Raw genomic sequence first — 13,540 nt, 5'->3', positions numbered from 1 at the left:
TCAACAAAACTTAAAAATTAAAAAAGATTTGAACAATAAAATGTGATATTTAACGCAAATTTGATCCAACCCCCTTGAGATAAGAGGCAAAAATTCGTATAAAGCTAAATTTATTGTCTTATGGAGTCAAACGCTTTCAGTTTTAGTTGTTTGTTAAAGGATTATGGCAAAGCAGTTATTGAATTCACCACAAAAATTACAACATTTGGGTATGATCTATCGCTTGATAGAACAGTTCGATCTTATTTCTCGCATTGATTTATCAAAAATTTCCGGTCTGGCACCGGCAAGTATTACCAATTTCACGCGTGAATTGATTGATCTTAAACTGGTGATAGAACGAACCACACAAACGCCGATTGTGAGAGGGCGACCGGCAGTCGGGTTGGCAATATCGCCTTTTCATTGGCAATCTGTTTGTGTTGTGCTAGGCGAATATGAGATGAAAATTTTTCTGTGTGAGCTGAATGGCAAAGTGGTGCAGGAGAAACATTATCCGATCTTAGTCAATCAACACGCCCAGTTAGCGCAGTTGTTGGTGAGAAATTTAACCGATTTTCAGGCTGCTTGTCAGCGCCACGTTGCGCAAATTTTCGCTATCTCGGTGGTTGTTATTGGGCAGTTGAATCGTCGGCAGAGCGGTATTGCACGCTTGGGTCGTCAAGTCATCGATATTGAGCTGCAATCGGTTTTACACCAAACTTTTCATTTGCCGATTATTTTGTCCGAATATTTTGCTTCTTGGGTTTTTGCCGAATCTTCTTTGGGTGGTGCGATCAGTAGTGACAATGTGATTTTTTTACAGGTCGATGACAGCATTAATATGAGTGTTTTGATTAAAGGCAAAATGCTGCAAGCTGATAAACAGCAGCGGATGAATATTGATCGAGTTTGCCTGCCGATGCTGAGTCCGCTAGCGAATATTATCGGTGAACGTTTGCCGGCGGAAGATCGCCAACAATTGAAGCATCACGTCACTTATTCTGCGATTTATCAGCTTATCGATCGTCTGTTACCAAATAGTCTTGAGGATAATGAACGGAAAATTCAATATTTATGCGAACAGGCAGAGCAGGGCAATAAACAGGCAATCGAAATTATTCATTATGTTGCTGATAATATTTCATATGTGCTGATGAATTTAGTGAACATATTTTCATCAGATAAAATAATGATCAATTCGAGTGTTCTTGGTTCGCACACTCTGTTTGTTGAGCGACTAAAACAGAAGTTAAATGAGAATTTGCTGTTGGATCAGCATCAAGTTGATGTGATTACCGGGCATTATTCACAGAATGATGCGGTGGTGGCAAATGCAATGGTGAAAAAATATCTTTATAGCGGTGAGTTGATTGATTCATTAAGTAGTATTTAAGCTAAACCCAGAAAGAAAAAACCCCCGTTCCAAGAGAGAACGGGGGGAGGTTTCAATGAATAAAATAAAAAACATCTGCTTACGCATTTGCAGTCACTAGCGATAACTAAGACCGATATAAAAATAAAAAGTTCCAAAAATTTTAAAAATATTTGAAATTTATTTATCTTATTGTTTTATATTGATTTTTACCCCAGTTTCTGCACTTTGGTATACTTTTTCAATCAATGCTAAAACAATGGCAGCCTGATCAGCAGTGACGGCAAGCGGTTCATTAGAAGTTAATGCCGCATAAATATTGTCATAGTAGGCTTGATAATTACCATTGACCGTTTCTAACTGAGTGCGAATATGGACACCGTTAATTTCAGTGTTCAAAATTCCCCAGTATTTTTGATCTTCCTTATTCCAGCTGCCTTTCGGTTCAACACCGGCAATAAGAAGCGGTTCCTGATTATCCAATTCATATTTGACATAAGAGCCTAAAGTGCCGTGCAGAGCAATCGTCGGCCCTTTTTCACGTACATACTTACTGGAAGACATCACCACTTTTTTATCATCATAATAAAAATAGATCTGAAAATTATCTTCGCCAAGAGAACCGGGATGTTGGCGGCGTAAATCAGCATAAAGCGCATTCGGCAAACCGAATAAATGCACCACACCATCGATTAAATGTACACCCAAATCGTAAACTAAACCGACCCCACGTTCACCGGTTTCTTTCCATTGTTTACTGTTTTTAGTTTGGGTATAACGATCAAAGTGAATTTCATAATCGACAATATCGCCGATGAGATGATTTTCAAGCACTTGTTTCACCGTTAACACACCATTATCCCAACGGCGATTTTGATAAACCGACAATTTCACCTGTTTTTGACGTGCTAATTGCGCCAATTCCTGTGCTTCGGCAGCTGTCGTGCTTAGCGGTTTTTCAACAATGACGTGTTTCCCTGCCATAATTGCCTGTTTGGCGAAAGCGTAGTGTGTCAGATTTGGTGTGGTGATAATGACTAAATCAACATCATCTGCCAGTAAATCTGCAAAAGTGCGCACAGTGGTAATTTGCGGAAATTTCGCTGCTGCTTTGTTACCGCTACGTTCAAAAATTTTAACCACTTTAAAACGTGGATCACGCACTAAAAATGGCAAATGAAAAACGTTGGCGGACATCCCAAAACCGGCAATACCGACACGAACAACTTGTTCTGGTTGCATAAAAATACTCCTTTTTTATTTAATCTTATCCAAATGAGCCAACAGCACTTCATCCGGTAATTTTTGGATATGGCGTAAACGTAAAAACAGCAAAATCGCTGCGGTGGTTAAACAAAAAACAAAGCCAATCCAGAAACCTTTTGCTGTCATATGTGGCACAATCCAATCGGTCATTCCTAAAATATAACCGACCGGCATACCGACTACCCAGTAACCGAAAAGTGAAATCCATAATACGGATTTGGTATCTTTATAACCACGCAAAGCGCCGCCAATAATGGATTGCACCGTATCAGAAAATTGATAGAGTGCGGCGAAAATTAAGAGTGAAGATGCCATCATAATCACTTCCATATCATTGACGAAAATAGATGCAACCCACTCTCTGAATAATAGAGTTAGAGAAGCAGTAAAACAAGTAACAGTTAAACCGAAAAAGAGAGCACAATAAGTAAACTGTTTTGCTACTGCCGGCTTGCCTTTACCTAAATTTTGCCCAACGAGGATTGTAGTTGCCATTGATATAGACATTGGCAACATATAAATGAATGAACTGGTATTCAACGCAATTTGATGGCTAGCAATAATTTCTGCACCAAATGGCGAAATTAATAATGAAATGATACAAAAAAGCAACACCTCACAACAAATTGCTACCGCAATAGGAAATCCTAATCGAACCAATTTACTCAAAGTTTTCCAATTCGGTTTTTCAATAATATGTGCAAAAATTTTTAAATCACGCTGACTCGGCACGTTGTAACAATAAATTGTAATCAGAATAAAAGCGACCCAGTTCAAAATCATAGTGGCAATGCCACAGCCAATCGCACCGAATGCCGGTATACCGAATGCACCGTAGATAAAGATATAATTGAGCGGTATATTGAGCAGCAAACAGGTAAAGGCAATGACCATTGCCGGTTTTGTTTTAGCAATACCATCATTCAAACAGCGGAAAGTAATCATTAATAAATAGGGCAATGCACCAAATGCCATCACCTTTAAATAGCCGATCGTGATCTGCGCCAGCTCTTCATCCATTTGCATATAATCAATGATGAAGCGTGCGTTATAAACGATCAGAAAAATAGGAATACTGATGGTAAATGCAATCCAAAAGCCCTGCCGAACTTGATGTGCAATCAAATTGCGTTTGCCGGAACCGTTTAAATAAGAGATGGTTGGCGGCAAAGCTAACAATAAACCTTGTCCGAATAATAACAAAGGAAACCAAATGGAAGCGCCGACAGAAATCGCTGCCATATCTTTTGCACTGACACGACCTGCCATTATAGTATCGACCAGCCCCATAGAATTTTGTGCAATTTGTGCAAGTAAAATAGGCGTGGCTAATTTAATTAATTCAATAATTTGTGTTTTATATCTTTGCCAATTTGTCATAAAATGCCCGACATTCATCGTTGTTATCTGTTATAGAAATATAACAATATTATTTTTATAAGAGGGAAATATGTTTACTGGAATAATTCAAGGAAAAGCAAAAATCCAAGAAATTAAAAGTAAAGGCGACAATTTTAGAACACACGTTATAAAAATGCCACAGGATTTACTTGCCGGATTGGCATTAGGTGCGTCTGTAGCACATAATGGCGTCTGTTTGACCGTTACTGACATTGAAAATGATCTGGTAAGTTTTGATTTAATGCAAGAAACCTTACGCGTTACCAATCTCGGCCAACTTAACGTAGGAGATGAAATTAATGTTGAGCGGGCGATGAAAATCGGTGATGAAGTGGGTGGACATCTATTGTCAGGGCACGTTTATTGCACCGCTTCGGTTACAGAAATTATTCAATCACCGAACAATTGTCAAATATGGTTTACGCTACCAAATCAAGAGGTGATGAAATATATTCTTACAAAAGGCTATATTGCTATTGATGGCATCAGCTTGACCATTGGTGAGGTAAAAGAGCAGTCATTCTGCGTGAATTTAATTCCGGAAACATTACAACGTACCATTATCTCGCAAAAACAGGTCGGAGATTTGGTCAATATTGAGTTGGATTCACAAACACAGGCAGTAGTTGATACGGTTGAACGTTACTTAAGCCAACAAAAATAACGAAAAGTGCAGAAAATTCTGCACTTTTTTATGATTAATTTAATTTTTTCACTGATTTACGAATGACCAATTCAGGATGCATTTCAATTTTTGCCGGCTCTTTATTTTTATCTGTCATTCGTGCAATTAACAGATCCATTGCCATAATGCCCAAACGCATTTTGGATTGATGAATTGTTGTCAATGGTGGCGCATAAAAACGTGATGCGTGAATATCGTCATAACCGATGATGGAAATATCTTGCGGTACGGACAGCCCTTTTTCACCAATGGCGGAAATTGCGCCTAATGCCATTACATCGTTGCAACAAAAAACAGCAGTTGGCAGCTTATTTTGCGCCAAAATTTTATTCATACACTCAAACCCATCTTCCGGCTCAAAATGTCCCTCCAGCACCCAGTCCGGATTAATGTTTAAGCCGGCTTCATTCATTGCTTTTACATAGCCGTCATAGCGAGTTTTTGCCGTTGTTTTATTGAGATCACCGGCAATAATACCAATTTCTTTATGCCCACAATCAATCAGATATTTGGTCGCTAAATAACCGCCTTCAAAGCTATTATCTTGAATAACATCCATTTTAGAACTGTTCGGGCCCCAATCCATTACCACTAACGGCAGCGTAGAGAAACTTTCAAACAGATTCATTGAATCTTGCGTATATTCAGAACACATAACCAAAATCCCATCAACCCGTTTTTTAACCAACATATCTAAATGATTGCTGATTTTTTGGAAATTATTCTGTGTATTGCATAAGAACAGAGAATAGCCCTGTTGATAACAATATTCTTCCACCGCATGTACGATTTCTGCGAAATAGGGCGTTTCACTGGTGGTAATAATCATACCGATTGATTTAGTTGTATTCACCTTTAAACTGCGTGCCACCGCACTTGGCGAGTAATTTAGCTGTTGAATCGCATCTTGAACCAATTTTGATGTATCTTCAGACACAAATCTGGTTTTGTTAATGACGTGAGATACTGTTGTCGTTGATACACCTGCTAATTTAGCGACATCCTTAATTGTAGCCATTCTTACCTCCAAAAAAATTTGCGCTATTATAAAGATAAAATCACGCTTTGTGACTTTTTTTATCCATTTTGTGCGGCAGATCACAGAAAATATTGCGTTTTTGTAGAGCAAAACAGGATAAGGAGCGGAATTAAATCATCAATATATTTTCTAAATTTGATAAAAAATACATTGTGTGTTTAACAAATTTGGGAGTGGTATTACGAAAAACGGGGCAAATAATGTGTAATTGCCCCGTAGATTTGCTGTTTATATTTGCTTTTTATGCAAACGCAGTTGCAGTTTTCATATTGCGCACAAATTCAGCTAATTCAGCAAGGCATTGTGTTTGATTATCAAGGTTACGCTCAATAATTTTAACCACTGCCGAACCAGAAATTGCACCATCTGTACCGGATGAAATGGCTTCACGAACCTGTTCCGGCTTAGCAATACCAAAACCTTGCAAAATAGGCGGTGCATTATGTGATTTTAAGCGAGAAATCAGATCGTCCAAATTGCTTGCGTGCGCTTGATTTTCAGCACTGGTCACGCCGGCACGAGATACAAGATAAGTATATCCTTCACTGTTTTTCGCTACCCCCTCAATCGTTTTTTCGCTGGCATTCGGTGGGCAGATAAAGACCGGTTGGATACCATATTTTTTCGCTGTGGTAACATAAGGTTCAGCAGCAAGCAAAGGCACATCGGCAACCAGTACCGCATCAACGCCAACTTGTTGGCAACGTTGATAAAATCCATCCAATGTTTTGGCATAAATTAAATTGGCACAAAGTAATAGGCTAACTGGAATTTGCGGATATTTTTGGCGCACTTTTTCTAACAATTCAAAACAGGCATCGGTGCTGAAACCGGCAGATAAAGCTCTGTTATTTGCCGCTTGAATGACCGGCCCGTCTAATAAAGGGTCAGAGAAAGGAAAGCCTAATTCTAAAGCATCGGCACCGTTATCCACTAAAGTACAAATAATCTCAAGAGAGCGATCTAATGTTGGATCGCAAAGTGTCACGAAAGGAACGAATGCACCTCGTTTCTGTTGATTTAATTTTTCAAAAAGTTGATCAAAACGGCTCATTATTTTGCTCCTTTTGCTTTGAGGATTTTATCCACTGTGAAAATATCTTTATCACCACGTCCGGACAGATTCACCACCAAAAGCTGTTCTTGTTCCGGATGCTGTTTTATCAATTTTAAAGCATAAGCTAAGGCGTGAGAGGATTCCAATGCCGGAATAATACCTTCGTGTTGTGCCAATTGTTGGAATGCATCGAGAGCTTCATCATCAGTGATGGAAACATATTGCGCACGACCGATACTGTTCAAATAAGCGTGTTGCGGCCCAACAGAAGGGAAGTCCAATCCGGCGGAAATGGAGTAAGATTCTTCGATCTGCCCATCTTTGGTTTGCATTAATGGTGATTTCATCCCGAAATAAATACCGACAGAACCGTGTCCAAGCGGCGCACCGTGTTGTCCGGTCTCAATGCCTTTACCTGCCGGCTCAACACCGATGAGTTTTACGGATTCTTCTTTAATAAAATCAGCAAACATTCCGATTGAGTTTGAACCACCACCGACACACGCAATCACTGCATCCGGTAAGCGTCCTTCACGCTCAAAAACTTGACGTTTAGTTTCTTCCCCGATCATTTTTTGGAATTCACGTACAATGGTCGGGAATGGGTGTGGACCAGCTGCGGTACCTAATAAATAGTGTGCTTTATCATAATTGGCTGACCAATTGCGCATTGCTTCGCAGCAAGCATCTTTTAATGAACAGGAACCTTTATTAACAGAAATCACTTCTGCTCCCATAAGGCGCATTCTGAAAACATTTGGTGATTGACGTTCAACATCTTTTGCGCCCATATAGATACGACATTTTAATCCGAGCATCGCACAGGCTAGAGCAGTGGCGACACCGTGCTGACCGGCACCGGTTTCAGCAATAATCTCGCTTTTACCCATTCGCATTGCCAAAAGTGCCTGACCTAGCACCTGATTGGTTTTGTGCGCACCGCCGTGCAAAAGATCTTCACGTTTTAAATAAAGTTTGGTTTTAGTTCCTTTTGTTAAGTTACGGCATAAAGTTAATGCAGTCGGACGACCGGCATAATTCTGCAATAAATCGTTAAATTGTTTTTGAAATTCCGGATCTTGACGCGCCTCAACAAAGGCTTTCTCCAGCTGTTGCAACACCGGAACAAGAATCTCCGGCACATACATTCCGCCGAACTCGCCGAAATAAGGGTTTAATAATGTATCACTCATAGTTTCATCCTAATAATTGATAATTTGTTGGAAAATGGTATGTAATTTATCCGCATCTTTTATACCGGGCTTGCTCTCCGCGCCGGAATTGATATCTAAACCTAAGCAAGATTGAGACATTGCTGCTTCCACATTATCGCTATTGAGACCGCCGGCAAGCATAATTTTCTGTTTCCATTGCGATGGTAACAGCGTCCAATCAAAAATTTTACCGGTGCCTCCTTTTTGTAATTTCACTTGTGCATCAAAGACATAACGGTCAATATTTTCGTCAGGATTAAATTGAAAATGCGAATTTTCTACGTCAACGCTGATTGCCTTCCAAATTTGACATTTCGGCGGTAATTGTTGGCGTAATCGCTGAATAAAATTGCTATCTTCGTGACCGTGTAACTGAACAGCAAATAAAGATAATTGCTGACTTAATTTCACAATCATATCTACTTCTTGATCCTGAAAAACACCAACATAACGTAACGGTGCTATAGTACTGATCTCTTGAGCCAGCCTTAAACTAACACAACGAGGAGAATGTTGAGCAAAAATTAAACCACCATATAATGCTCCTTCTTGATATGCCTGTTTAGCATCTTGCGGACGAGTTAAACCACAAACCTTATTTTCGCCATAAATAATGGCTCTAACGGTAGCGTTAAGATCATCACTGCCCATTAAACTGCTGCCGATTAAAAAGGCATTAGCGACCGGCTTTAATTGTTGCACTTGTTGATGAGTATAGATACCCGATTCGCTGATAACAATACGGTCTTGCGGAATTTGTGAAGCAAGATCTAACGTACGTTGCAAATCAACGGAGAGATCGTGCAGATTACGGTTATTAATTCCAATCACCTTTGCTCCTAGATTGATCGCACGTTTCAGCTCTTCCGGATTAGACGTTTCTGTCAATACTCCCATTCCTAGCGAATGCGCAAGATCCGCCAATATGCGATAAGTATCATCATTTACTACAGACAACATCAATAAAATGGCATCCGCTTGATGATAACGTGCTAAATAAACTTGATATTCACTTATCATAAAATCTTTGCAAAGAACAGGTTGTGAAATACGCTGGCGAACACGTGGTAAATAGGCAAAATCTCCTTGGAAGTATTTCTCATCGGTTAGAACTGAAACAGCTGTAGCATAATGACGATAAACATCAGCAATACCTTCTAAATCAAACTCTTTTCGAATTAGTCCTTTTGAAGGAGAAGCTTTTTTACATTCTAAAATAAATGCCGGTTGTTGCTGAGTCCCTTTGGCTAATGCTTGATAAAAATCACGATCACTTTTTGTCACTTTTGCCTGAAACTCTGCCAAAGGCAATTGCTGCTGCTTTTGTTGTACCCAAATTAATTTATCCGCCACAATTTTTTGCAATACGGTTGCTTTATGTTGCAATGTTTGTGAAAAATTTTGTGTAATCATTGTTATCTCATTAATATTGTGAAAGTTTTTCTAATGTTTTATAGGCGTTGCCACTGGCAATCTGTTCCAATACTTGCTGTGTCGTTTGTTTTAGATCTTGATAACCGAAAAGTCTTAAAAGCAGAGCAGTATTCGCAGCGACTGCATTAACGTGGGCCGGTTCGCCTTTTCCTTGTAATAATGCGCGAATATATTGTGCATTTTGTTCCGGTTCACCACCGCGAATTGCATCAAGTGGTTGCGGTTTTAATCCGAAATCTTCTGCGGTTAATGTATAGCGTTCGATTTTACCTTGATAAATTTCAGCTACTTGTGTTTCTGCGTGTAATGCTACTTCATCCAAGCCGGCGCCGTGAACGACAATACTATGTTGATGCCCCAACGTTAATGCGGTTTCAGCATAAGGTTGTAGTAATTTTTCATCATAAACGCCTAATAATTGATGTTTTGGTTTTGCCGGGTTAATCAATGGTCCAAGAATGTTGAAAATGGTTCTGGTTTTTAACGCCTGACGTACCGGCACTGCGTGTTTAAAACCACGATGGTATTGAGGGGCAAATAAAAAACAGATGCCAATTTCATCCAGTGCTTTATGTGCAATAGCTGCATCCAAATCTAAACGAACACCTAATGCTGCCAATACATCGCTTGATCCGGTTTTACTGGAAACGCTTCTATTGCCGTGTTTGGCGACTTTTGCCCCCATACTGGCGGCAATAATGGCGCTGGCAGTAGAGAGGTTGATGGTATTTGCACCATCACCGCCGGTACCGACAATATCGGCAAAGACATAATTTGGTGTAGGGAAAGGTTCAGCAGCTGTTTGTAATGCGGTTACCGCACCACTGATTTCATCTACTGTTTCTCCCTTGAATTTCAGAGCTATCAATGCACCGGCTAATTGTTCATTAGATAATTCACCTTGTACGACAGCAGTAAAAAGCTGTTTGCTTTGTTCACGAGAAAGGGAAGTGCCACTAAATAATTGTTCTAATATTTGTTGTGTTTCCATTATTCTTGTCCTCAAGTTTATTTAATTTTTGTTGTTTCTATAGTTGGCTTAATGAGCTAATAACCAATCAATGGTCTGTTTTAAAAGTTGTCCACCTTGTACGGTTAAAATAGATTCTGGGTGAAATTGGAAGCCGCAAATCGGCAAGGATTGATGACGAACCGCCATCACAATATGATTATATTCTGCGTTTACAATCAATTCGGATGGCAAGTTGCTCCCCATTAAAGAGTGGTAACGAGCAACAGAGAGTGGATTAGGCAATCCGGCAAACATTGCTTGATTGTCGTGCGTAATTTTCGATACTTTTCCGTGCATTACTTCACCGGCGTGGACAATTTCCCCACCGAATGCTTCAATAATGGCTTGATGCCCTAAACAAATGCCAATAATTGGGCACTGATGTTTCAATGCATTGATTAACGGCAACATATTACCCGCCTGCTGAGGATTTCCGGGACCGGGAGAAAGTGCCAAAATAGTATCAGATTGCGCTGTTGCTGCTTTAATTAACGTATCCAATTCACAATCGTTACGATACACTGTCACGTTATGTCCAAGCACACGAAATTGATCGACAAGATTGTAGGTAAAAGAGTCAAAATTATCTAAAAAAAGAATATTAGCCATAACAAAATCCTTACTATTGGCAATTTGTCTGTTTAATTGCCTTAATCACGGCAGCCGCTTTATGTCTGGTTTCATCGGCTTCCATTTGTGGGTTGGAATCCAATACTTCACCGCAACCGGCTTGAATATAAGCTGTTCCGTTTTGCACAAAGGCAGAGCGAATCACAATGCAAGTGTCCAAATCACCTTTCGAAGAGAGGTAACCAACCGCACCACCATAACTGTGGCGGCGTTGTTTTTCCACTTGATAAATCAGTTGCATTGCTTTGATTTTAGGTGCTCCAGTTAATGTTCCCATATTCATACAGGCTTGATAAGCGTGCAGCGCATCCAATTCAGGTTTAAGTTTACCGACAACTCTCGACACTAAATGCATAATGTGAGAATAACGATCAACTTGCATAAGTTCTGCAACGCGGCGCGTTCCGCTTTCACATACGCGAGCAATATCATTTCTCGCCAAATCGACCAACATAAGATGTTCAGATTGTTCTTTATGATCCAACCGCATTTCCAGTTCCAAACGAGCATCCAATTCAGGATCGATATTGCCTTGTGCGTCAAAGCCTCTCGGACGAGAACCAGCAATCGGATAAATTTCCAATTGACGGGTAGCTTCGGTATATTTTAATGCGCTTTCAGGTGAGGCCCCGAATAGGGTAAATTCTTCATCTTGCATAAAAAACATATAAGGGCTTGGATTATTATGTTTTAATTGATGATAGGTTGCCAATGGGCTAGGGCAGTCAAGCGAAAAGCGACGAGAAGGTACAATTTGGAAAACATCACCGATATTAATGTGATGTTTTAGGCGTTCAATAATCGTTTTAAAAGCCTCATCCTCAATATTGACTTTGACTTCAGTAGAGGCGTTTTGGCGCGATAATACAATATTATTATTAGATAAAGTTGAAATTATCTGTTCTGCTTGTTGCTGTAATGTTGTTTTATGTTGTTCCGCAAAAGCGTAAGTATAAAGCGTTGCCTGTTCACTTTGATGATCGATCACAATTAATTGTTCAGCTAAGTAAAAGCTATAATCCGGAGAAGTCAAACCATCATCTTCCAAGTGAATACCTTGCATTGGAATAAAATTGGCGACCAAGTCATAAGCAAAAAGACCACCTAAGAAAATTGGTTGTGAGTATGTTTGATACTGCTGTAATAAAGTTCGCAATCCATCAAATATGGTAATGGTTTTTAATTTACTGTCTTCATCCAACTCATTATTTAATAAAGGAAAAATAACACTTAATTGATGTGTTGAACGTTGGGTTTGTAATGCTGCATTAATAGAAAAATGTTGCTGAAGTTGGGTTAAAACAGCCGTTCCGTTCTCAGTTAAAGCAATAAATTCGACAGCTTGTTTTCTGCATACCACTTTTACCGCAGTTTGAGCGATTAACAAGCTTTTTAGGCTGTTTTTACTACCAATTTCAGCGGAATCTAATAAAAGGGTGTTTGGTTTGTTCTCACAAAGACGGGCAAAAAGAGAAGTTGTGTCCGCTTGATAGGGAATAGTTTGTTGGATAACGTCTAAAAAAGCCACGATAGCATCCTCTTTGATATTATTTTGTACTAGCAAAATAGTACAACTACAAAAATTGATTTGCAAGCGCCTTTTAAGAAAATTCAGAATATCTTAGGTATTCGCTCTTTATTTATTCATATGGTAATACGCCGATAAACAGAAGAGAACAGATAACGTATCCAAATGGATAAATAATGTTCCGAATCGTTATTGCAGAAATCCGAACTTTTATTATGTGATTTTTACCAGCAAGTCAAAAACGATTGTATGTTTTGAATTTTTGAGGAATGAAGGAATGTTGTTTTAGAAATTTAGAAAAACACAAATAGAAAATAAGAAGAGAGAATAAAGATAAAAAAATAAGAAACGTTGTAACAAAATAGACCGTGACAAACAATATCTGTTATTTAACATAATATACATTATATATAGTTAGTTATACGGTTTAAAATAACGTGCTTTATGTTAAATAACTAAAATTATTTGATTTTTTAAGTATAACTGCCATAGATTCATCTTTCAATCCGTTGTAAATAGAATGGTTATTCTATGCAATAGATATGCAATAAAAAAGTCGATATTGCTATCGACTCAGACTGCTGACAAACCCATCTTTCCAAAATCATTTGATAAAAGTGGGTTTGTTTTTTTACTTTGTCGCTTTTCTCTTGCTTTTCCTTTCAGATAACTGGGCAAGCGGTCATTTTCGCTGATTGTTTTACCCATGCCTCAAACAAGTAAAATTGACGCCATAAATAAGACAAAATAGCCCATACCACNAGGGCAATTTTCTTGATATTTTGTGCCATTGCCGCNAGGAAGCATTGCATTTGCACTTTGGATAATCCTCTATAACGAGCATAGCGATGTCCGTGATGTTGTTTGGCATCCGCAAAGCTGCGCTCTACGGTTTCTGCTCGGCGTTGGTAAAGTTTTCT

At 39.1% G+C, this 13,540-nt stretch carries 12 protein-coding genes; 2 read left to right on the top strand and 10 right to left on the bottom strand.

Annotated features, from left to right (window positions below):
* The first annotated feature begins 163 nt into the window (after window positions 1-163).
* A complete protein-coding gene (locus tag A3EO_RS0107145; protein ID WP_018346583.1) occupies window positions 164-1,375 on the top strand; it encodes an ROK family protein in 1,212 nt (403 codons plus the stop codon).
* A gap of 168 nt (window positions 1,376-1,543) precedes the next feature.
* Here the strand turns inward: A3EO_RS0107145 and A3EO_RS0107140 are convergent, their stop codons facing one another.
* Window positions 1,544-2,596, bottom strand: a complete 1,053-nt coding sequence (locus tag A3EO_RS0107140; protein ID WP_018346582.1) for a Gfo/Idh/MocA family oxidoreductase — start codon at window positions 2,594-2,596, stop codon at window positions 1,544-1,546.
* Between the two features lie 15 nt (window positions 2,597-2,611).
* Window positions 2,612-4,018, bottom strand: a complete 1,407-nt coding sequence (locus A3EO_RS0107135) for an MATE family efflux transporter (RefSeq protein WP_018346581.1) — start codon at window positions 4,016-4,018, stop codon at window positions 2,612-2,614.
* Window positions 4,019-4,070: 52 nt separating this feature from the next.
* Here A3EO_RS0107135 and A3EO_RS0107130 point away from each other — a divergent pair, with 52 nt between their 5' ends.
* Window positions 4,071-4,685: a riboflavin synthase gene (locus tag A3EO_RS0107130; protein WP_018346580.1), complete on the top strand. Its 615-nt coding sequence runs from the start codon at window positions 4,071-4,073 to the stop codon at window positions 4,683-4,685.
* Between the two features lie 34 nt (window positions 4,686-4,719).
* On the opposite strand, the gene purR is transcribed toward A3EO_RS0107130, so the two are convergent.
* The 8 genes from purR to A3EO_RS12775 form a co-directional block, all read right to left on the bottom strand.
* A complete protein-coding gene (gene purR, locus A3EO_RS0107125; RefSeq protein ID WP_018346579.1) occupies window positions 4,720-5,724 on the bottom strand; it encodes an HTH-type transcriptional repressor PurR in 1,005 nt (334 codons plus the stop codon).
* Between the two features lie 262 nt (window positions 5,725-5,986).
* Window positions 5,987-6,799 (bottom strand): tryptophan synthase subunit alpha, encoded by an 813-nt coding sequence (gene trpA / locus A3EO_RS0107120; RefSeq protein ID WP_018346578.1) that lies wholly within the window; start codon window positions 6,797-6,799, stop codon window positions 5,987-5,989.
* Complete coding sequence (trpB, locus tag A3EO_RS0107115) at window positions 6,799-7,995, bottom strand: tryptophan synthase subunit beta (protein WP_018346577.1); 1,197 nt, start codon at window positions 7,993-7,995, stop codon at window positions 6,799-6,801. Before trpB ends, trpA begins: the two co-directional genes overlap by 1 nt.
* A gap of 9 nt (window positions 7,996-8,004) precedes the next feature.
* Window positions 8,005-9,429: a bifunctional indole-3-glycerol-phosphate synthase TrpC/phosphoribosylanthranilate isomerase TrpF gene (gene trpCF / locus A3EO_RS0107110; RefSeq protein ID WP_018346576.1), complete on the bottom strand. Its 1,425-nt coding sequence runs from the start codon at window positions 9,427-9,429 to the stop codon at window positions 8,005-8,007.
* A 10-nt stretch (window positions 9,430-9,439) separates the two neighbouring features.
* Window positions 9,440-10,441 (bottom strand): anthranilate phosphoribosyltransferase, encoded by a 1,002-nt coding sequence (trpD, locus tag A3EO_RS0107105; protein WP_018346575.1) that lies wholly within the window; start codon window positions 10,439-10,441, stop codon window positions 9,440-9,442.
* Window positions 10,442-10,489: 48 nt separating this feature from the next.
* On the bottom strand, window positions 10,490-11,071 hold the full coding sequence (locus A3EO_RS0107100) for an aminodeoxychorismate/anthranilate synthase component II (RefSeq protein WP_018346574.1): 582 nt from the start codon (window positions 11,069-11,071) through the stop codon (window positions 10,490-10,492).
* A 13-nt stretch (window positions 11,072-11,084) separates the two neighbouring features.
* Window positions 11,085-12,620 (bottom strand): anthranilate synthase component I, encoded by a 1,536-nt coding sequence (trpE, locus tag A3EO_RS0107095; RefSeq protein WP_018346573.1) that lies wholly within the window; start codon window positions 12,618-12,620, stop codon window positions 11,085-11,087.
* 662 nt (window positions 12,621-13,282) lie between these two features.
* The coding region (locus tag A3EO_RS12775; RefSeq protein WP_211206177.1) for a transposase at window positions 13,283-13,540 on the bottom strand (258 nt) is incomplete at its 5' end.

It is taken from the genome of Gallibacterium anatis DSM 16844 = F 149 (assembly GCF_000379785.1).
Lineage (GTDB): Bacteria > Pseudomonadota > Gammaproteobacteria > Enterobacterales > Pasteurellaceae > Gallibacterium > Gallibacterium anatis.
Note: the sequence above shows the minus strand (reverse complement) of the source record. Positions and strands in the feature narration are given on the sequence as shown.